Consider the following 19926-nt stretch of genomic DNA (forward strand, 5'->3'; position numbering starts at 1 on the left):
ACTTCCTTTCATTGATGCTTGTGTGGGGGCGCAGTGTGCGCCCCTGTGCGTGATTATTTCACCAGCGACAGCGCCGTTTGTCCTTTTGCAGTCAGAAACGCCTCGACGGTGGCGACGATGCCGGCGCCGTCCAGGCCCAGATCCTTGCGGAGCTGGGGTTGGGGCCCCTGCTCGATGAAGCGGTCGGGGATGCCGATCCGCTTTACCCGCACAGCGGTCAGCCCTTCGTCCGCCAGCAACTCCAGGACGGCGCTCCCGAAGCCTCCCTGGAGGGCGTTCTCCTCCACGGTGACGATGCAGCCGGTCCGCCGTGCCGCGCTGAGGATGAGTTCCCGGTCAAGGGGTTTCACGAAGCGCGCGTTGACCACCGTTGTCCGGATTCCCCTGGCCTCCAGGAGCTTCGCCGCCTCCTGGGCCGGATAGACCGTAGAGCCGATGGCAACGATGGCGACATCGTCCCCTTCGGTCAGAAGCTCGCCCCGGCCGATCTCCAGGGCCTTCAGCTCCTGGTCCAGGGGAAGGCCGTAGCCGGCGCCGCGGGGGTAGCGGAGCGCCACGGGACGGCCGGCATAGAGGGCGGTCTTCAGCATGTGCTGGAGCTCGTTCTCGTCCTTGGGGGCCATGAGGGTCATCTCCGGCAGGTGCCGCAGGTATGAGAGGTCGAAGGTGCCGTGGTGGGTGGGGCCGTCGTCCCCCACGAGCCCCCCCCGGTCCAGGGCCATGGTCACCGGCAGCTTTTGGAGGCAGACGTCGTGGAACACCTGGTCGTAGGCCCGCTGGAGGAAGGTGGAGTAGATGGCCGCCACGGGGCGGAAGCCGTCGGCGGCAAGGCCCGCCGCGAAGGTGATGGCGTGCTGCTCGGCGATCCCCACGTCGAAGAAACGCTCCGGGAACCGCTTCGCGAAGGGGGTGAGGCCGGTGCCGTCGGGCATGGCCGCGGTGATGGCGATGATCTTCTCGTCCTCCTCGGCCAGCTTCACGAGGGTGGCGCCGAAGACCCCGGTGTAGGAGGCTGCCCCCGGCTTGCCGCCGGTGGTCTTGCCCGTGGCCACGTCGAAGGGTCCGACCCCGTGGAAGACATCCGGGTTCTCCTCGGCCGGCTGGTACCCCTTCCCCTTGGTGGTCATGACGTGAACCAGCACCGGCCCTTCGAGCCCCTTCACGTTCTCGAAGACTTCCAGGAGCTGGGGCAGGTCGTGCCCCGGGATCGGGCCGATGTAGTCGAAGCCCAGCGCCTCGAAGAGCATCCCTGGCGTGAGGAACCCCTTGAGGGAGTTCTCGGCCCGGCGGGCGAAGTGGAGGATGTCCTTGCCGATGGCCGGGATGTTCTCCAAAAGTCCCTGCATCTCCTTCTTCAGCTTGCGGAAATCGCTGCCGGTCATCTTGCGGGAGACGAAGGAGGAGAAGGCCCCCACGTTTTTGGAGATGGACATCTCGTTGTCGTTCAGAACCACGATCAGGTTCTTCTTCAGGTGCCCCGCCTGGTTGAGGGCCTCATAGGCCATGCCGCCGGTGAGAGAGCCATCTCCGATCACTGCGATGGCCCGGTTGCCGCTCTTCTTCAGATCCTGGGCCGCGGCCATGCCGAGCCCCGCCGAGATGGAGGTGGAGGAGTGGCCGGCGCCGAAGGCGTCGTGGGGGGACTCGCTTCGCTTGGGGAAGCCGGTGATCCCCTTGTACTGGCGCTGGGTGTGGAAGCTTTCGCGCCGCCCCGTGAGGATCTTGTGGGTGTATGCCTGGTGCCCCACGTCCCAGATGAGCTTGTCGGCCGGGGAGTCGAAACAGTAGTGGAGGGCGACGGAGAGCTCCACTGTCCCCAGGTTCGAGGCCAGGTGGCCGCCCGTTTGCGACACCGTCTCGATGAGAAACCGGCGGATTTCGTCTGCCAGCCCCGGCAGCTCCTCCCGGGGAATATTCTTGAGATCGGCCGGGCCGGTTATGGTGTCGAGCAGCTTGTACATAACGCTCTCCTTCATCGGTTGCGTAGGGGGTGATTCATCACGCCCGGGAGCAATGAATGGCCCCCTACATATTTTTACCGTACATACCCGTTGGCGCGGAACCATTCCACCGCACGCCCCAGGGCCTCGACGGCCGGGCGCTGGGGAAGCCCCAGTTCCTTCACCGCCTTTGACGAGTCGAAATACATGAATTTTCTGGCCATCTGCACCCCTGCCAGGGGGATGAGGGGCTCTTTCCCGGTGACCCGCGCCAGGGCCTCGTTCACGTAGGCGGCTGCGAGGATCGGCGTGTAGGGGAGGCGCACTTTCGGCGCGGCAAGTCCCGTAACCGTTTCGAGGAGGGCAAATATCTGCCGCAACGTAAGATTCTCGTGGCCGAGGATGTACTTTTCACCGATTCTGCCGTGCCGCGCCGCCAGGATGTGTCCCCGGGCGCAGTCCTCAACGTCGATGATGTTGAGCCCCGTGTCCAGGTAGGCGGGCATGGCGCGGTTGAGGAAATCGACGATGATCTTGCCGGTTGGGGTCGGTTTCACGTCGTGGGGGCCCACCGGGGTCGAGGGATTGACGATGACCAGGGGGAGTCCCCGGGCCAGAAACGTCTCAGCCTCCCGCTCCGCCAGGAATTTGCTCTTCTTGTAGTCCCCCACCATGTCGGCGAAGGTGACGGGGGTGGCTTCCGTGCCGGGGGTGCCGTCGCCGGGATTCCCCAGGGTCCCGACGCTGCTCGTGTAGACGACCCGGGATACCCCGTGCCGCAGGGCCGCTTCCAAAACGTGGCGGGTTCCCTCTACGTTGGCGGCGTACATGGCGGCGGGGTTGCGGGTCCAGAGGCGGTAGTCGGCCGCGGCGTGGTAGAGGACCTCGCACCCCTTGACCCCCCGGTCCAGGGATTCCGGGGAACAGAGGTCCCCCTCGCACACTTCCACATCGAGGCCATCGAGATTGCGCCGGTCGGAGCCGGGCCGGGCCAGGACCCTGACATGGCAGCCGTCCTTCAGCAGTTCCCTTGCTATGCTTGCGCCTATGAAGCCGGTTGCGCCGGTAACGAAAACCTTCATGGTTCCTGAGGCTTTTGCAAAACTACTGCGGGGCCGGTTTGCGTTGTTGCCGCTCGCTCGAAAGCTCAACGTACCGACAGGTACGCCTCGCTTCCTCGCTCGCTTGCGCCTAGCATCCCGGCCTCCTCATGACGTTTCACAAAAGCCTATCCTTTTCTGTAAAAACTGATGTAGGGGCGGTTCATGAACCGCCCCTACGCAGGTGCCCGTTTCTGCGACTGGCTGGTTATCCCTTGTGGCCCTTCAGCGCCCGGTAGCGTCCCATGGCCATGAGCGGAAAGCAGTTCCGGTAGATATGATACTTGATCATGAAGTATTTTGGGAAGCCGGTTCCGGTGAACTGGTCCTCGTCCCAGGTCCCGTCGGGTTGCTGGGTCTCGATCAGGTACCGGATCCCCCGGGCCACGGCCGGGTGGTCCACGTCGCCTGCGGCGAGCATGGAGAGAAGGGCCCATCCGGTCTGGGAGGCGGTGCTGGGGCCGGTGCCGGCCAGCTTCGGGTCGCAGTAGGACTCGCAGCACTCACCCCAGCCGCCGTCGGGGTTCTGGTGGGCGACGAGCCACTCCACTGCTTTGCGGATGTAAGGCTGCCCCATGTCTTCGCCGTAGGCCTTGAGGCCGCAGAGCACCGACCAGGTGCCGTAGATATAGTTGACCCCCCAGCGCCCCCACCAGGGGCCGTCCGGTTCCTGGTTCTCTTTCACGAACTGAAGCGCCCGCACCGCGGCAGGGTGGCCCTTGGGATAGTCGAAAGTCCCCATCAGTTCCAGCATCCGGCCGGTCAGGTCCGCCGTGGGGGGATCGATGAGGGCCTCCAGGTCGGCGAAGGGAATCTTATTGAGGATGTGCTTGGTGTTGTCCTTGTCGAAGGCCCCCCATCCGCCGTTCTTGCTCTGCATGCCGAGACACCAGGCAATGCCGCGCCGGATGGCTTCATCCTTGGCCTTCGGATCCTTCACCTTCACGTCCTTGATGGCCATCATGACGATGCCCGAATCGTCCACGTCCGGGTACCAGTCGTTCTGGAACTCGAAGGCCCATCCCCCCGGCTCCAGGTCTGGGGCCTTGATCTTCCAGTCGCCGATCTTGCGGACTTCCCGGTCCAGGAGCCACTGGGTGGCTTTCACGAGGGCCGGATGATCGGTGGGAACTTCGGAGTCGACCATGGCCATGAGGGCAAGGGCCGTGTCCCATACCGGCGAGATGCAGGATTGGAGGACGATCTCGTCGTCGCTCTCGATGCAGAAATTGGCCAGGGCCTGAAGCCCCTTGGCAACGGCCGGGTGGTCGTTGGCGTAGCCGAGGCAGTGGAGGGCCAGGACCGAGTTGAGCATGGCCGGCTGGATGCCGCCCCAGTCGCCGGTGGGCTCCTGGTGGTCCAGCACCCACTGTTCGGCAATGGCCATGGCCTTCTTCATGCCGGGGCGGATGGGGCTCGCCTCATAGACCTTGAGGATATGGTCGATCCCGATGAAGATGTTCTTCCAGGTAAGGATCCCGTCTTCCTTGGTGAAGGTGTAGTCCATGGGGCGCGGCGGGCGCACGTAGAGCTCCTGGACCCGTGCCCAGGGAGGGAGCTTGCGCACCGGCCGCTCGGCCATGACGATGGAGAGGGGGATGATGGTTGCCCGGGACCAACTGGAGAACTCATAGAGGTTGAAGGTGAAACCGTTGGGCAGGAGCATCATCTCGATGGGCATGGAGGGGACCCCCAGCCAGGAGAATTCGCCGAAGAGGGCCAGGAAGATCTTGGTGAAGACCCGAGCCTTGAGGATGCCCCCCTTCCCGAGAATGAATGCGCGGGCCTTCTGCATGGCCGGATGGTCGGCGGGGTAGCCGGCCAGCTTCAGGGCGAAGTATGCTTCGATGGTGGTGGAGAGGTCGCCCGGCCCCCCGTGCCAGATGCACCAGTATCCCTCCTCGGTCTGCTTGGAGAGGAGATAGGTGGCCATCTTCCGCTCTTTGTCCCGGTCCACCAGCCCCATGAAGTGAAAGAGGATGATGTACTCGGCGGTGATGGTGACGTTGGACTCCAGCTCCGCCCACCAGTACCCGGCGGGGAGCTGCTCCCGCAAAAAGAACTCCTGGGTTCGTTCGATGGCCTGGTCGAGGGGGCTCGTGGTTTCCACGTCCCGCTTTTTCCAGATGGAGGCGGGGAGGTGGTGGACCTTGCCTCCCCGTTTCTTCTGCGGCTCCTCTTTTGTCTCTTTCGCTGTTTCGTTGAAGGAGGTGAGTGCGTGTGAAATGGGATGCTTGGAGATCTTCATCGCAATGCTGCTCCTTGATTCTCAGAACACTCACTCCCGATGCCGGGATGAGTGAGAAAAAATAAGCATGTACTTCTAGCACAGAATTAACAAAAAAAACATAGTTTTCCCGTGTTGCCCGTGCCGATGGGGCACAAGGGAAGGCTCGGGGCGGGGAGATTGTCTTTGCCGGTGGGGTATGGTACGCTTCGCAAGTTTTGCCCGATACCGACAGATGAAGGATACGATTCGATATGGAAAAGAACAGTGGTGCGAAGCGCTTTGCCGGGCTTTTCGGGTTCGTTGCCCGCCACCCGCGGCTGATTCTCGCGGTGGCTCTCCTCCTTTCAGCCCTCTCGGTGGTCTATACCAGGGAGCGGATGGAGTTTCTCACGGGCCGGGACGACCTGATGCCGAAGAACGCCCCCTTCCAGCGGGACTATCGGGCCATCCGGGCCGAGTTCGGCGACCGGGAAGAGATCGCGGTCGTCATCGAGAGCGCCGACGCAGCAACGGCCTCCCGATTCGGCGAACGGCTCCAGGAAAGACTGGCCGCGGACCGGACCCGGTTCCGTGAGGTCTTTTTTCCCGGGGGGATGCCGTTCTTCCGGGAGCACGGCCTCCTTCTCATGCCTCTGGAGGATATCCGAAACCTCCGGAAGAACTTTACCATGGCAAAGCCGGTTCTCAAGGAGCTGGCAACATCGCCCACCGTCCAGACCCTTTTTACCCACCTGACCGGCCGGATGGACGCCTATGTGGCCGGAGGAGGGAAGGGGGGGGAGGCTGAGCTGGCCGGCATCACCTTCATGCTCGACAAGCTCGGCGCCGGCATTGACGCCTTTGGGGGCGGGGAAAAGGGCTCATTCTCCCTGGAGGAGGTATTCCTTGGAGGGGATTCGGCCCTGGCTCGGGCCGGCCGAATGCAGATCCTGACGGTCCGGCCGGTGAAGGACCCTGGGAGCTTCGTCCCGGCCGTGGAGGCCATCGGCGCGGTGCGCAAGGAGGTCAAAGCCCTCAGGGCGCTCCCCGAGTTTGCCGGGGTGACCGTGGGGCTCACCGGGACGCCGGTCCTCGAATACGAGGAGATGGCCACCAGCGAGCGGGACATCACCATCGCCACGGTCCTTTCCCTGGCCCTCACCGTGGTGCTTCTCCTCCTGGCCTTCCGCGGGTTCCTGAACGTCATGGCGGCCATGGTGACCCTCATCGTGGCGCTCTGCGTCTCCTTCGGCCTGGCGACGCTGGTGGTGGGGCACCTGAACATCCTCTCCATGGTCTTTGCCATCATGCTGATCGGCATCGGCATCGAGTACGGCATCCAGGTGGTGCTCCGCTACCAGGAGGAACTGGGGCTTGGGGCCGGAGAGCTGGAGGCCATCAGTACGGGGCTCAACCGCAACATTTGGGCCATTGTCATGGCCGCCGCCACCATTGCCGCAGCCTTCTTTACCTTCGTATTCACCGATTTCAAGGGGATCTCCGAGCTGGGCATCATCGCGGCGCTGGGGGTCTGCGTCTGCGTCCTGGCCACCTTCACGGTCCTGCCGGCGGTCCTGGTGCTCCTGGCGCCGTACCGCAAGCGCAAGGAGGAGGAGCGGGAGGCCCGGGCCGCAACCATTCTCGCCCGCTCCCCCCGGATGAAGGCCCTGGAGCGGTTCCTCTTCGGCCACCCGAAGACGGTTATCGGGATTACCCTTGTCCTCTGTGCCGCGTCCATCTATCCCCTTGTCCAGACCCGGTTCGACTACAACCTCATGAACCTCCAGGCCAAGGGGCTGGAGCCGGTGGAGTACGCCTACAAGCTGATGCGGAGCAAGGAGAATTCGGGCTACTTCGCCGAGGTCGTGGCCTCGTCCGCCACGGAGGCCCGTGAGCTGACCCGGCGCCTCGAAGCGCTCCCCGCCGTTGACCATGTGGTGAGCCTCGCCACCTTTGTCCCCGATGACCAGGAGGCGAAGCTGGTCGAGCTGGCTGCCCTGAGGCGCGAGCTGGCCGACGTGAAGCCCGCCCCCTACGAGGAGGACCTGCGGGTCATGGAGCTCCCCACGGTCTTCGAGAACTTCAGAAACTCCGTGGAGCGGCTGAAACTTCACCTGGAAAGGTCGAAAAAGCCCGAAGCGAAGCGGGTCGGCGCCTTCCTGGCCACCCTCGACCGCTTCTTCGCTACCCTCGAAAAGGAGAAGGACAAAAACGCCCTCGGGATGCTGCGGGACTTCCAGGGGGGAATGCTCGCCTCCTTCCCGGAGAAGATCGGGATGTTTGCCGACAGCCTCGCCGTCACCCCGGTGACCGAGGCGGATATTCCGCCCCAGCTTCGGAAACTGTTTGTGGGGAAAAGCGGGAAATACCTCCTCCAGGTGGCCCCCAAGGAGGAGATTTTCGAGCGGGAGCCCCTGAAGCGCTTCCTGGACCAGGTGCGGAGCGTGGCACCCCGGACCAACGGCGAACCGGTCATGGTCTACGAGTCCATGACCATCATGCGCGACGCCTACCTGCGGGCCTTTGTCTACGCCTTTGCCGCCATCGTGGTGATCCTCTTCGTCACCTTCCGGAGCGTCACCTACACCCTCGTGGGGCTGGTTCCCCTCGTGGTGGGGATCCTTCTCATGGTGGGGGGGATGTGGCTCTTCGGGATCAGCTTCAACTCCGCCAACATCATTGTCATGCCCCTCATCCTCGGCATCGCCGTGGATTCCGGCATCTACATCATCAACCGTTTCCGCCGCGAGGGCGACGACGCCGCCACGGTCATCACGGGCAGCACCGGCCTGGGGGTCGTCTACAACACCCTTACCATCATGGCGAGCTTCGGTGCACTCATGGTGGCCCACCACCAGGGAGTATTCTCCATCGGCGCGGTCATGAGCCTCGGGATGGTTGCCTGTCAGGCGGCCTTCGTGCTGGTGCTGCCGGCGGTTTTGACGCTGGTGGGGAAGAGGTGAGGGGGGAGGCGTGAGGAGCAGGGGACTTTCCGGCGCGGTGCAGCTGGCGCACTTCTTTCTCCAGGAGCGACTGAGACCGGGTGACCGGGCAGTGGACGCCACCTGCGGCAACGGCCACGATACCCTCTTCCTGGCGCATCTGGTGGGGCCGCAAGGGCGGGTGTGGGCTTTCGACGTCCAGGCAAAGGCTCTGGCCGCCACGGAAGAGCGTCTCGCCGAGGCTGGTTGCCGTGAGCGGGTCGCACTTGTTCACGGCGGTCACGAGCGCCTTGCCGAGGTGGTCACCGGTCCGGTCCGGGCCGTGGTATTCAATCTGGGGTTTCTCCCCGGTGCCCCCCGGGAGACCGTCACCACCCCCGAAACCACCATTGCCGGCCTGGAACAGGCTGCGGCGCTCCTTCTCCCTGGGGGGCTCGTAACCGTCGCGGTCTACACGGGGCATCCCGGAGGCGCCGACGAGGGGGCCGCCGTCGAGGATTGGGCTGCGGCCCTTTCCCCCGGCCGGTTCAACGTCTGGCGCTGCCGCCAGGGGAACCGGTCCGGAGCGGCTCCCTATCTCCTGGTCGCCGAGCGGACTCCCGCGTAGGCCCGTCTTTTCCCGTTCACGCTTGTCCGCGGCTCCTCCCGTAGTACAATGAACATGACATTTTTTTCATCGAGGAATTCTATGGCAACTCCGCTCCGCGTCCTGATCATCGAAGATTCCGAAGACGATGCCCTTCTGGTTCTCCTCGAACTCAGGAAGGGGGGGTACGAGCCCGAGTACGAGCGGGTCGAGACCACCGAGGCCATGATGGAGGCCATTGCCGTCCGTCAGTGGGATATCGCCCTTTCCGACTACGTGCTTCCCCGCTTCAGCGGGATCGATGCCCTCAATATCTGGCGCCAGAGCGGTTTTGACGCCCCCTTCATCATCATCTCGGGGAAGATCGGCGAAGATACGGCGGTGGGGGCCATGAGGGCGGGGGCCAACGACTATTTCATCAAGGGGAACATTTCGCGGCTCGTCCCCGCCATCCAGCGGGAGTTGAAGGAGGCGGAGCTGCGTCGGAAGAAACGGGAGGCGGAGGAGGCGCTCCTGACCAGCGAGCTCCGCTACAGGCGGCTTGTGGCGGCGGTTACCGACTACATCTATACGGTGGAGGTCCGTGGGGGGAACGTTGTGGCGACATACCACGGTCCCGGCTGCGCGGCGGTCACCGGCTATGGCCCCGAGGAGTTCGAGGAGGATCCGCTCCTCTGGTACCGGATGATCCACGAAGAGGACAAACAGCGGGTGACGACGCAGACGCAACAGCTTCTGGAGGGCGAAGACATCCCTTCCCTGGAGCACCGGATCATCCACAAGGACGGGTCCATCCGCTGGGTCCGCAACACCATCGTTCCCCGCTATGACGAGTTAGGGGGGCTCGCGGCCTACGACGGCCTCATCGCCGATATCACCGCCCGCAAGACCGCCGAAATCGAGCTGGGACTCAGGAGCGCCGCGCTGAATGCCGCGGCGAACGCCATTGTCATCAGCGATCCCGACGGGCGGGTCATCTGGGTCAATCCCGCCTTCACGAATCTTACCGGCTACACCCTGGAGGAAATCGCCGGCCGCGGTCTCGGCATCCTCAAGTCGGGGGTCCACGGCGACGAGTTCTATCGGCATCTCTGGGAGACGATCAGGGCCGGAAAGGTCTGGCGCGGCGAGATGATCAACCGCCGCAAGGACGGTTCCCTCTACCCCGAGGCCCAGACCATCACCCCCGTGGTGGATGAGGCGGGAGTGGTTCGCCACTATGTCGCCATCAAGGAGGACGTGACCGAGCGCAAGCGTGCCCAGGAGGCGCTCCTGGAGAATGCCCGCATGTCCTGCGACATGGAACTGGCCCGGCAGATCCAGGGGGCGCTCCTGCCGTCGGCCCCCCCGGCCGTAAAGGGAGTCCGCTGCGCCGGGCGGTGGGTCCCCGCGGCCCACGTGGGGGGAGACTACTACGACTTCTTTCCCCGGGACGACGGTTCCTTCGACACGGTCATCGCCGACGTCTCGGGCCACAGTGTCGGCGCGGCCCTCATCATGACCGAGGCCCGGAGCGTTATCCGCACCCAGGCCCGTTCCGGGGGCTCTCCCTCCGTGATTGTCGGCTCCCTCAACGAGATCCTCTACGAAGACCTCTCCCGGGCGGAGCTCTTCACCACCATGTTCTATGCCTCCTACCGGCCGGCATCGGGCATCCTCACGTACGCCAGCGCGGGGCACAACCCGCCGCTCCTCTACCGGCGGGCCGAGGGGAGGTGTCTGGAACTTGATGCGGAGGGGCTCATCCTCGGGGTTAAGCCACAGGTAACGTTCGAGGAGCGGGAGGTGCGACTGGGGCCGGGTGACATCCTTCTTCTCTATACCGACGGGATTACCGAATCCGACAACGGCAGCGGAGAGCTCTTCGGGGTTGGTCGTCTCAGCTCGCTCCTGTCAACGCAGCATGACGAGGAGCCCGAGGCGGTGATCGATGCCGTGCTGGCGGAACTGGCTGCGTTCACCGGCGGCAGGCCGCCGGCGGACGACATCTGCATGGTGGTGGTGAATATCACGCCATCATCCGGCTCAGGATCAGGAGGAAGTTGCGGGTGAGGAGCGGGTGGAATTCCCGGCCCCGCCGGTCCAGGAGCATGCCGGCAATCTGGCGCAGCTCCACGGAGTCGCTGTAGGCCCGGCGGGTGCGCAGCGCGTCGAAGAAGTCGGAGATGGAGGTCATTTCGCTGACAAGGCTCCGGTTCCAGCCGGGGGGCACGGCCGGGTAGCCGGAGAAGTCGTGCTTCATGTGGTGCTCGAAGGCCGCCACTGCCGCCAGGTGGGGTACCCCCGGCGTTTCGATGAGGCAGCGGGCCCCCTGGTGGGGGTGGCGGCGCATGATGCGCCATTCGTCCTCGGTGAGCTGTGCCGGCTTGGTGAGGATCTCCCGGGGGACGAACATCTTGCCGATGTCGTGGAGGAGGCCGGCAATGCCGATCTCCTGCAGGAGCGCCCCGTCGATCCCCAATGACATGGCCTGGGCCAGGTTGAGGATGCAGACGTTGACCGAATGGGCGAAGGTGTATTCGTCCATGTCGCGCAGGGGGGCCAGGGCCATGAGGGGACGGGCCTGCTCCCGCAGGGCCGTGATGATCCCCCCGACCATGTCGGTGATGCCGGCGGCCCGCAGTTTCCGGTTACGGGCGACATCTTCGTAGAGCTCGGTTATGCGGGTGACCTCCTCGGTCGTGAAAGCAGCGAGGGGATCCTTCTCGTCTCCCGCTCCTGACCGGTTGAAGCGCACCTCCACCCTGCCGAGACGGATATGCTCCGTTGACCGGCTCTCCCCCCCCTTTTGCCCTCCTCCGAGGGATGCGGCCAGGGATGACAGCTCCTCCTCGGTGATTCCCCGGAGAAACCGGATGTGTCCTATTCCCCGCGCCCGCAGCATTTCCACGAACCTTCCCACGTAGAGGCCCGTATCGAGGGGGACTCCCCCTGCCAGGAGCTCATCGCCGATGATGACGAGGGAGATGTCGGGCTCTTCCTGCAGAGTGGCCGTCAGGTTGTCGAGGGTTGCGGCCCGCAGCCGTGTCACCTGCTGGTGGTCAAAGGAGTAGAGGGCCGCGCTGGAGACGGCGGTTACCAGGTGCCGCACGGCGTTGCGCAGCGGTTCCAGGGCACTCCGGTTCATGGGTGCCTCCCTGTCATGGTCCGCAGGGCTTGTCGGGCGGCCTGCTCCAGCTCGGGCACCCCTGAGGCGGCCGCTTCCCGGGCAAGGGGAAGCGCATCCGCGGCGGGATACCGGGCGAGGGATCGGGCAATCTCGACTTTGAGGCGCGTCACGGAGGCGGTGCGGAGGATGCTCCGGGTGCGGAGGATGCGTGCCAGGGCAGGGAGCACCGCCGGGTCCCCCGTTTCGGCCAGTGCCCTGACCACGGCGCAGCGAACGTCGAAATCGGGGCCGGTAATCCCCCCCTTGTGCAGAAGTCCCAGCAGCCGCTCCCGTACCCGGGGGCTGCGGCTGCGGTCCGCGAGCTGAATGGCGGTCAGGAGCGTGTCACGGTTTCCGCTCCCCAGTTCCCGCAGGAGCATCCGTTCCCCCTCGGGGTCCCGGAAATGGACCAGGGTCCGGAGGGTCTCCTGGCGCACCCGGGGGTGCGGGTGGTTGAGAAGGCGGTGCAGGGGGTGGATGGCGGCGGGGTCGTTGAGCCCCCGCAGAATCGCCACGAGATTGCGGACGTAGAACCAGCGCCCGTCGTACAGCCGCGCCACGACTTCCCCATAGGCTGCTTGTCCCAGCGACAGGAGGCACGCCACGTAGTAGCGCCGAAGCGACATGCTTTCCTCTTCGGCCAGCCGGTCAAGGAGAGGCGCCACGCAGGGAAAGCCGATGCGGGTGATGACGGTGCGGATGTCATCGTAGCGCTCCTTTCCCCACACGGCCGGGGCATCCATCAGCGGGGTCGTGAAGGATGGTGCCCCGATTGTCGTCAGAAGTCGCTGCTGAAGCGGTGTTGACGGCGCTTCTCCCGGGGTGGGGAGGTGGTCGCAGACGGCCCGGAGGGCTGTGAAATCGCCCGCGTCCAGATAGTACGCGCAGAGTTCGCAGAGGCTTTCCTCCATGCCGAAGGTTTCCCCCTCGGGGTCCGATTCCAGGACTTCGAGGATGATGGCCCCCACCTTTGCCTCATGGTTTTCCCCTTGGAGCAGTTCCTTCAGGTCCCCTGACTCGGCAAGCCCCGAGGCGATCTTCCCGGCGGCAACGATCTGTTCCAGCCCCCCCTGGTAGGCGTCGGGGATGTACTGATCGAAATTCCCCTCCCGGAGCACGGTGCCGAGCCTGTGCCCCACCCGCAAAGTCTCTGTTCGCGAGAGGGGGGTGGCATCGTCGCCTGCGGAAGAGGATGAGCCGAGTTTCCGGCAGAGGTTCAGGATGAGAGGGGGAATGGTGACGTTGCGCTCGTTCAGTTCCGCGATGGTGTCGAGGATGATGCCGTCATCCACGGATGCCACGAGCCGGCGGGCCGCGTCCGGGCGTTCGGCCAGGGAGCCGAAGGCTTTGCCGAGGAACTGATGGCGAAGGTCCGGGTTGAGGGATTCCACGAGGGTGCCGAACCGTTCGGCGCATTCCCGGGCCGTCTGCTCCGCGTCGGAATCCCGCTCCATGCGGCGCATGAAGGCGGCGATCACCGCATCATAGGTTGTGTCCGGACTTCCCTGGTCGCCGAAGGCATGGCCGTTCAGCACCTGTGCCAGGAGGAGCGGGTCGAGGGGAGGGCGCTTCGCCGTCGCATCGCCCAAGGGGTCGATGGTCCCGTCCAGAAGACCCCTGACGAACTGTTCCCAGAGGGACGTCGAACCGCTTCCCTCTTCCGGTTGGCCCGTGAGCTCCTCTTCCTCGGTGACCCTGAAGAGATCATAGTTGACCCCCTGCACCTCCAGGCGCGTGAACCCTTCCGCACGGGCCGCCTCCTCGATCCCCCCCGCTGCGCCGATCTCATCGCGGCTTCGCGAGAGAAGGGCCCCGAAACGGAGAAGTTCGTCGGCGTCCAGGTGCCGGCGGCAGGTGAGGGCAACGACCCCCCGGTCGGAGAGGACCCGGGCGAAATCGCGGTAGACGGGGTTTCTGCGGTCAAGGGGGTAGTCGCCGAACAGGATCGTGTCCCGGGCGATGCCGAGGGTAACGCTCTCGGCCCTGTCCAGGAGGCGATCCAGGAGGCGGGCCACCTTCACGGCCGCATCCCGGGTGACCGGGTGGCCTGCCGGGTAGGCGGTCACGTGGCGGCGGAGGATGTTCATCTCGATGACCAGCGTCGAGAGCATCTCTATGTCGATGTCGGCATGGGGGAGTGTCATCGGGCTGAGTCCTGTTGGTGAATGGTCAGTCCGATAGTAGTCCACGGCGAGCCGTTTTCGCAAGAGGCAAACCCCGGTGTGGGCGAGTTTTGCGTTGCAATGGCTCCGCGAACAGGGGTAAATAGGCGCAAGAACAATCCCGCGAGGTTTTCGGCATTATGCTCACCACGGTGCTCCCGTTTCTCTGCATCCTCCCCCCCCTTGCCTACGGCGTCATTGCCCTCGGCTGCGCCCGGTCGTACTTTGGCCGCCGGCGTCCCGCGCCGGGGCACACGCCCCCCATCTCGATCCTCAAGCCGGTAAAGGGGATGGACGCCGGGAGCTTCGACAACTTCGCTTCCTTCTGCCGCCAGGAGTACCCTGCCCCGTGGCAGATCGTCTTTGCCGTCGCCGACCCCGCCGACCCGGTGATTCCCGTCATCAAGCGGCTCATGGGGGAGTTTCCCTCCATCGACATGGAGCTGGTGGTGGATGCCACTCTCCACGGGCCCAACCACAAGGTCTCGAACCTGATCAACGCCTGCCCCAAGGCTAAGCACGATCTCCTCATCGTCTGCGACAGCGACATCCGGGTCTCCCCCGACTACCTCCGGGAGGTGGCAGCCCCCTTCGCCGACCAACAGGTGGGGCTCGTGACCTCTCTCTACCGCAGCCCCGGCGTGCGGGGCGCCGCCACGGCCGTGGAGGCCATGGGTTTTACCGTGGAGATGATTCCCAACGTCATGGTAGCCATGAAGCTGGAAGGGCTCTCCTTTGCCCTGGGGGCCTCCATGGCGGTGTGCCGGCAAGCCCTGGAGGCAATCGGCGGCTTTCCCGCCCTGGCCGATTACCTGGCCGACGACTACCAGCTCGGCAACAAAGTCCACAAGGCAGGGTGGCGGCTGGAGCTCTCCGACTGCTTCGTGGAGAGCGTCATGCACCGGGAGGACCTGGTCACGGTCCTTTCCCGCCAGCTCCGCTGGTCGCGCACCATGCGGGTCTCGCGCCCTGGCGGCTATCTCGGCTCCGGCATCACCCAGTCCTTTCCCCTGGCGTGCCTGGCACTGGTCCTTTCCGGATTTTCCGCTGCCGGCTGGGGAGCCGTCCTCCTCCTCTACCTGGTTCGTGCCGCCGTGGCCATTGCTTTCAGCCGCTGTTACGTGAAGGACGGCATCTTTCCCCGCTGGCTCTGGCTCCTTCCCCTGCGGGACTTCCTCGCCTTCGCCACGTGGGCCCTCTCCTTCGCGGGAAACCGTGTCCGCTGGCGGGGAAGCCTGTTCAGGCTTCTTCCCGGCGGCAAGATCGTAGAGATCTGATCCCGTCTACACAGTAGATTATCTTCCGGGTCATCCCCTCAGTTCCCTAACAATTCCCTTTCCGATCCCCTGGGCGCCGCCGGTGACGACGGCGACCTTTCCCTTGAACGGCACAGCTCCCTGACGGCACAGATTGTGCTTAAAAATTATACCTAGTATAATTATGTGCGTTTAACTTCTTTTTTTGCGCCGTGGTTTGGTAGTATGGACGAATACGGCGCAAGGCGGCGCAACAAGGAGAAACGATGGAGCACCGCACGTCCATGGCCAGTATTGCCGAGATCATGGCACGGCCCCACTGGGTATTTGACCTCGATGGCACCCTGACCGTGCCGGTCCATGACTTCGCGGCCATCCGGGCCGACCTCGGCATCCCGGACGGGACCGATATCCTGGGACATATCGATTCGCTTCCCGAGGAGGAGGCGCGGCGCCTTCACCAGCGGCTCGACGCGATCGAGGAATGTCTGGCAGCCCGGGCCGAGCCGGCGACAGGGGCGGTGCGCCTCGTGGAGGCGCTCCACCGCCGGGGGAAGAGCCTCGGGATCGTGACCCGCAACACCCGGGAGATTGCCCTGCGGGTGCTGGAGGCCATCGGCGTCGGGGGACGCTTCGCGCCGGACGATGTCCTGGGACGCCACGATGCCCAGCCGAAGCCTGATCCCCACGGCCTCGCCATCCTCTCCACCCGGTGGGGAGCCACGGGGAGGTCCATGGTGATGGTGGGGGACTACCTCTTCGATCTCCAGAGCGGCCGGGCATCCGGCGCCGCCACCGTCCACGTTGACCGGAGCGGGAGCTTTCGCTGGCCGGAACTGACCGACATCGCCGTGGAGAGCCTCGATGAACTGGTCGAGCTGCTCGGGACATGAAAGGAGTTACTCCCTGAACCGCTCCCGGGCCCGGTCGTATGACTTCTGCAATTCATGGAGGGCCTTATCCGTTCCGGCTTTCATCTCTTTCCATGCTTTGCCGCTGGCCCCCTTCATCTCCTTCATCTTTTCGCGGAGGGCGTCCTGCTGCTTGCGCAGATCGGCCATCTCCCGGGCGAAGGCTGCTTTGGTCTCGTCCGTAGCCTGCTTCATCTTTGCATCGAGTTCGTCGATCTTTCGGCCGATTTCCGAGGCATTGCGTTCCATGTCGCCGCCGTTCTTCTCCTGCTGGGCGGGTTGTTCTGCGCTGGCTGGTACTGTGGGGGGGTAAAGGACGGAAAGGGCCACAAGGGCTGCGGTTGCCGCAATAAGCGATTTCATGGTGCACTCCTTTGCTCCGGGATGAATCCCGACACTCCGTGCCGGTTGCATCCATCAATAGTAAAGCCAAGGGTGCCGCCATGCAAATGATGTTTTACTAACTGATGCTAATTACTGGGGATAATGGAAGAACAGGGGAACTGGCCGTAACGGGGGGCGTGCGATTGTGGTGACAGGTTTGGGGCAGTGCTGCTGGGATACCCTTGCGGTGGTCGATTCCTATCCCTCCCCCGACAGCAAGGCCGAGGCCGCGGTCTGGGAGGAGCAGGCCGGCGGGCCCACGGCCACGGCGCTGGTGGCCCTGGCGCGGCTCGGGATTCCCTGCCGCTTCGCCGGGGTGGTGGGGGATGACGACGCCGGCAGCCGGATCCGGCAGGCCCTTGAGTCCGAGGGGGTGGACGGGGCGTTCCTGGCCACGAGGCGCGGGGGAGCATCCCAGCGGGCGTTCATCATGATCGAACGGGGGAGCGGCCGCCGGACCATCGTCTGGCGGCGCCCCACTGGCGACCCCCTCGATCCCCGGGAGGTGCCCGATGCCTTCCTGGTCGGCAGCTCCCTCCTGCTCCTGGACGGGCTCATGGCCGACGCGTCGCTCCACGCCGCCGGAAGGGCGCGGAGCCTCGGCATTCCGGTCATGGTTGATGCGGGGCGGATGCGCCCCGGCATGCTCGACATCGCCCGGCAGTGCGATTACGTGGTGGCCGCCGAGCAGTTTTTCCTGGACCTGGGGTGGGATCGCACGCCGGGGCATTTCAGGGGGCTGGCGGCCGGCCTCGGCGCGCCGGTGGTCACCGTGACCCTTGGCGCGGCGGGAAGCCTCACCTGGAGCGGAGATGAGCCGCTTCACGTCCCCGCCTTCACGGTGGATGCGGTCGATACCACCGGTGCCGGCGACGTCTTCCATGGCGGCTACGGCTACGGTATCCTCCAGGGGTGGAGTGTACGGGAGACGGTCGTCTTCGCCTCGGCCCTGGCCGCCATGAAGTGCCGTCAGGTGGGGGCCCAGCAGGGGATACCCCGTCTCCCCGACGTGTCGGGCTTCCTGGCGCGGCGGAATGTAACGGTGCCGCCGCGCACGGCGGCAGAGGTAAGTCCATGACGCAGCTCAGTCTCAAGACCCGCATGGCGGTTGGCGTCGCCCTCCTGTTCCTCTGTTTCGGCTCGGTGACCGGATTTTTCGCCTTCACCTACTTCCAGCAGAAATTCAAGGAAGCCATATCCACCCACCAGGAGGCGCTCCTCTCGTCCCTCTCCAATGACCTGGACAGCAAACTCCTCTTTGCCCAGAAATCCCTTCAGGCCTTTGCCCCCAAGCTGACGGAGGATGTGCTTCGGAATGAGGAGGCGCTCCAGGAGGCCCTCGACATCAAGACCACCCTCCATCTCCTCTTCGACGCCCTTGTCATTTTTTCCCCCGAGGGGAAGCTCCTCATCGAAAGCCCCCGGAAGCCCGAAATCCGGGGCCGGGACTATTCCTACCGGGACTATTTCAAAAAGACCGTTGCCACCGGAAAACCCCAAATCAGCGCCCCGTTCGTTTCCACCTATGCCCCGGGCCATCCGGCGGTCATGCTGACGTTTCCCCTTTTCGACGCCAAGGGGCGGATGATTGCCATCCTGGCAGGCCATGTGGATCTGCTGGGGGAGAATTTCCTGACGGACCTGGGCCGACTGACCATCGGCAAGAGCGGCTATGCGGTAGTGATCGACGGGAACCGGACACGGCTCATACACCCGGACAGGTCGCGCATCATGACGCCGGTTCCGGTAGGGCTCAACCCGCTCTTCGACCGGGCCATGGCCGGATTCGACGGGAGCGGCGAAACGGTGAACGCCAGAGGGATTCAGGTCCTTGCCTCCTACAAGCACCTTCGCTCCGTCAACTGGATTCTGGGGACCGTCTATCCCCTCGATGAGGCCTACGCGTCCCTCTACCGGGCGCGGGCGTATTTTGTAAGCGCCATGGTGCTGGGGCTCGTCCTGATGCTCCTGGTAAGCTGGTATGCCATGCAGCGGCTGATTTCGCCCCTCTCCCGCCTGACCGGCCATATCAAGTCCATGACCACGGAGCCCGAGGGCGAGGTGCCGGTGGAGTCAAACGACGAGATCGGCACCCTTGCCACCGCCTTCAATACCATGATGGGCGCCCTCAGGGAAAAACAGGAGTCGCTGCGGGCAGCCGTTACACGGGCGGAGGACGAGCGGGAGAAGTCCGATGCCATCATTGCCGCCCTTGGTGAGGGGATCAGCATCCAGGACCGGAACTTCCGCATACTGTACCAGAACGAGGGACACCGGAAGATTACCGGCGGCAACCATGTGGGTAAATTCTGCTACGAGGCCTACCGTCGTAACGACCATGTCTGCGATGACTGCCCCGTGGCCCAATGCTTCGCCGACGGCAAGGTTCACATGCGGGAAAACCCGAACACTTCGGGGGGGGACGCGGAGTACGTGGCAATCTCCGCGTCGCCGTTGCGTGATGCCACTGGCGAGATTGTTGCCGGCATCGAGCTGGTGAGGGACATCACCGAGCGGAAACGGGCGGAGCAACAGATCCGGATCCTCAATGCCCAGCTTGAGCAGCGGGTCAGGGAGCGGACCGAGGAACTGGAGCAATCCCTGCGGGAGATGGAAACCTTTTGCTACACGGTGTCCCACGACCTCCGCACCCCCCTCAGGGGAATCCACGGGTTCAGCTCCATTCTTCAGCAGGATTACGCCGACCGCCTTGACGAAGAGGGACAGGAGTGTCTCCAGCGGATTGGCGGCGCCGCCAACCGCATGGGGGAGCTGATCGACGACCTGCTGGAGCTCTCCCGGGTCAACCGGGACGAACTGAGCCGGGTTCCGGTGGATCTGACCACCCTGGCAGGGGAGATCGCCGACGACCTCGCCCGGAGCCACCCCGACCGGAAGGTGGAGTTCGCCATCGCGCCGGGACTCCGGGCCACGGGCGATCCGTCCCTGCTGGGGGCGGCCCTGGCAAACATCATCCACAACGCGTGGAAGTTCAGCTCCCGCAATCCCGCTGCCCGGATCGAGGTGGGCTCCCGCACCGACGGGGAGGAACCGGTCTTCTTCGTGAGGGACAACGGGGTGGGGTTTGACATGCAGTACGCGGACAAGCTCTTCCTCCCCTTCCATCGCCTCCACGCGGCCGAGGGATTCGAGGGGACCGGCATCGGCCTGGCCACGGTCCAGCGGATCATCGAGCGGCACGGGGGCCGGGTCTGGGCCGAGAGCGAACCGGGCAGGGGGGCGACGTTCTTCTTTACCGTTCATGATGAGACAAGCATTTGAAGCCTT

At 64.6% G+C, this 19926-nt stretch carries 13 protein-coding genes; 7 read left to right on the forward strand and 6 right to left on the reverse strand.

What is annotated here, in order from left to right:
- Positions 1 to 53 precede the first annotated feature (53 nt).
- From dxs to shc, 3 genes are all read right to left on the reverse strand, one after another.
- Complete coding sequence (dxs, locus tag KI811_RS17250) at positions 54 to 1961, reverse strand: 1-deoxy-D-xylulose-5-phosphate synthase (protein ID WP_214187710.1); 1908 nt, start codon at positions 1959 to 1961, stop codon at positions 54 to 56.
- A gap of 74 nt (positions 1962 to 2035) precedes the next feature.
- On the reverse strand, positions 2036 to 3022 hold the full coding sequence (gene hpnA, locus KI811_RS17255) for a hopanoid-associated sugar epimerase (RefSeq protein WP_214187711.1): 987 nt from the start codon (positions 3020 to 3022) through the stop codon (positions 2036 to 2038).
- A gap of 226 nt (positions 3023 to 3248) precedes the next feature.
- Positions 3249 to 5288: a squalene--hopene cyclase gene (gene shc, locus KI811_RS17260; protein WP_214187712.1), complete on the reverse strand. Its 2040-nt coding sequence runs from the start codon at positions 5286 to 5288 to the stop codon at positions 3249 to 3251.
- Between the two features lie 233 nt (positions 5289 to 5521).
- Between shc and KI811_RS17265 the strand changes: the two genes are divergently transcribed.
- The 3 genes from KI811_RS17265 to KI811_RS17275 all read left to right on the forward strand — a co-directional run bounded on the left by KI811_RS17265 (position 5522) and on the right by KI811_RS17275 (position 10829).
- Entirely contained in the window at positions 5522 to 8212 is a 2691-nt protein-coding gene (locus KI811_RS17265) for an MMPL family transporter (protein ID WP_214187713.1), read from the forward strand.
- Between the two features lie 10 nt (positions 8213 to 8222).
- Positions 8223 to 8798 (forward strand): tRNA 5-(aminomethyl)-2-thiouridylate-methyltransferase MnmM, encoded by a 576-nt coding sequence (mnmM, locus tag KI811_RS17270; protein WP_214187714.1) that lies wholly within the window; start codon positions 8223 to 8225, stop codon positions 8796 to 8798.
- An 81-nt stretch (positions 8799 to 8879) separates the two neighbouring features.
- On the forward strand, positions 8880 to 10829 hold the full coding sequence (locus KI811_RS17275) for a SpoIIE family protein phosphatase (RefSeq protein WP_214187715.1): 1950 nt from the start codon (positions 8880 to 8882) through the stop codon (positions 10827 to 10829).
- On the opposite strand, the gene KI811_RS17280 is transcribed toward KI811_RS17275, so the two are convergent.
- Positions 10786 to 11904 carry an HD-GYP domain-containing protein gene (locus KI811_RS17280; RefSeq protein ID WP_214187716.1) on the reverse strand — a complete coding sequence of 373 codons (1119 nt, stop codon included), beginning with the start codon at positions 11902 to 11904 and terminating at the stop codon, positions 10786 to 10788. The genes KI811_RS17275 and KI811_RS17280 overlap by 44 nt on opposite strands.
- Positions 11901 to 14069, reverse strand: a complete 2169-nt coding sequence (locus KI811_RS17285) for a HEAT repeat domain-containing protein (protein ID WP_214187717.1) — start codon at positions 14067 to 14069, stop codon at positions 11901 to 11903. Before KI811_RS17285 ends, KI811_RS17280 begins: the two co-directional genes overlap by 4 nt.
- A gap of 158 nt (positions 14070 to 14227) precedes the next feature.
- Here KI811_RS17285 and hpnI point away from each other — a divergent pair, with 158 nt between their 5' ends.
- Both hpnI and KI811_RS17295 read left to right on the forward strand, forming a co-directional pair.
- Complete coding sequence (hpnI, locus tag KI811_RS17290) at positions 14228 to 15364, forward strand: bacteriohopanetetrol glucosamine biosynthesis glycosyltransferase HpnI (protein WP_214187718.1); 1137 nt, start codon at positions 14228 to 14230, stop codon at positions 15362 to 15364.
- Between the two features lie 245 nt (positions 15365 to 15609).
- The gene (locus KI811_RS17295) at positions 15610 to 16236 is read left to right on the forward strand and encodes an HAD family hydrolase (protein ID WP_214187719.1); all 627 of its coding nucleotides are present in this window, start codon (positions 15610 to 15612) and stop codon (positions 16234 to 16236) included.
- A gap of 6 nt (positions 16237 to 16242) precedes the next feature.
- On the opposite strand, the gene KI811_RS17300 is transcribed toward KI811_RS17295, so the two are convergent.
- Positions 16243 to 16617: a sll1863 family stress response protein gene (locus KI811_RS17300; protein WP_214187720.1), complete on the reverse strand. Its 375-nt coding sequence runs from the start codon at positions 16615 to 16617 to the stop codon at positions 16243 to 16245.
- 166 nt (positions 16618 to 16783) lie between these two features.
- Here KI811_RS17300 and KI811_RS17305 point away from each other — a divergent pair, with 166 nt between their 5' ends.
- Together KI811_RS17305 and KI811_RS17310 are read left to right on the forward strand one after the other, a co-directional pair.
- Positions 16784 to 17716 carry a PfkB family carbohydrate kinase gene (locus KI811_RS17305; protein ID WP_343213609.1) on the forward strand — a complete coding sequence of 311 codons (933 nt, stop codon included), beginning with the start codon at positions 16784 to 16786 and terminating at the stop codon, positions 17714 to 17716.
- The gene (locus tag KI811_RS17310; RefSeq protein WP_214187721.1) at positions 17713 to 19920 is read left to right on the forward strand and encodes a sensor histidine kinase; all 2208 of its coding nucleotides are present in this window, start codon (positions 17713 to 17715) and stop codon (positions 19918 to 19920) included. Before KI811_RS17305 ends, KI811_RS17310 begins: the two co-directional genes overlap by 4 nt.
- Positions 19921 to 19926: the final 6 nt, after the last annotated feature.

Origin of the sequence: Geobacter hydrogenophilus (assembly GCF_018501225.1) — a bacterium.
In the GTDB taxonomy this organism is placed as follows: Bacteria; Desulfobacterota; Desulfuromonadia; order Geobacterales; family Geobacteraceae; genus Geobacter; species Geobacter hydrogenophilus.

What these genes read in the sequence shown, in the direction of transcription:
- dxs (WP_214187710.1), bottom strand. Translation starts at nt 1,961, where the DNA reads ATGTACAAGCTGCTCGACACCATAACCGGCCCGGCCGATCTCAAGAAT.
- KI811_RS17310 (WP_214187721.1), top strand. Translation starts at nt 17,713, where the DNA reads ATGACGCAGCTCAGTCTCAAGACCCGCATGGCGGTTGGCGTCGCCCTC.
- KI811_RS17265 (WP_214187713.1), top strand. Translation starts at nt 5,522, where the DNA reads ATGGAAAAGAACAGTGGTGCGAAGCGCTTTGCCGGGCTTTTCGGGTTC.
- KI811_RS17295 (WP_214187719.1), top strand. Translation starts at nt 15,610, where the DNA reads ATGGAGCACCGCACGTCCATGGCCAGTATTGCCGAGATCATGGCACGG.
- KI811_RS17300 (WP_214187720.1), bottom strand. Translation starts at nt 16,617, where the DNA reads ATGAAATCGCTTATTGCGGCAACCGCAGCCCTTGTGGCCCTTTCCGTC.
- shc (WP_214187712.1), bottom strand. Translation starts at nt 5,288, where the DNA reads ATGAAGATCTCCAAGCATCCCATTTCACACGCACTCACCTCCTTCAAC.
- KI811_RS17280 (WP_214187716.1), bottom strand. Translation starts at nt 11,904, where the DNA reads ATGAACCGGAGTGCCCTGGAACCGCTGCGCAACGCCGTGCGGCACCTG.
- KI811_RS17275 (WP_214187715.1), top strand. Translation starts at nt 8,880, where the DNA reads ATGGCAACTCCGCTCCGCGTCCTGATCATCGAAGATTCCGAAGACGAT.
- KI811_RS17285 (WP_214187717.1), bottom strand. Translation starts at nt 14,069, where the DNA reads ATGACACTCCCCCATGCCGACATCGACATAGAGATGCTCTCGACGCTG.
- hpnA (WP_214187711.1), bottom strand. Translation starts at nt 3,022, where the DNA reads ATGAAGGTTTTCGTTACCGGCGCAACCGGCTTCATAGGCGCAAGCATA.
- hpnI (WP_214187718.1), top strand. Translation starts at nt 14,228, where the DNA reads ATGCTCACCACGGTGCTCCCGTTTCTCTGCATCCTCCCCCCCCTTGCC.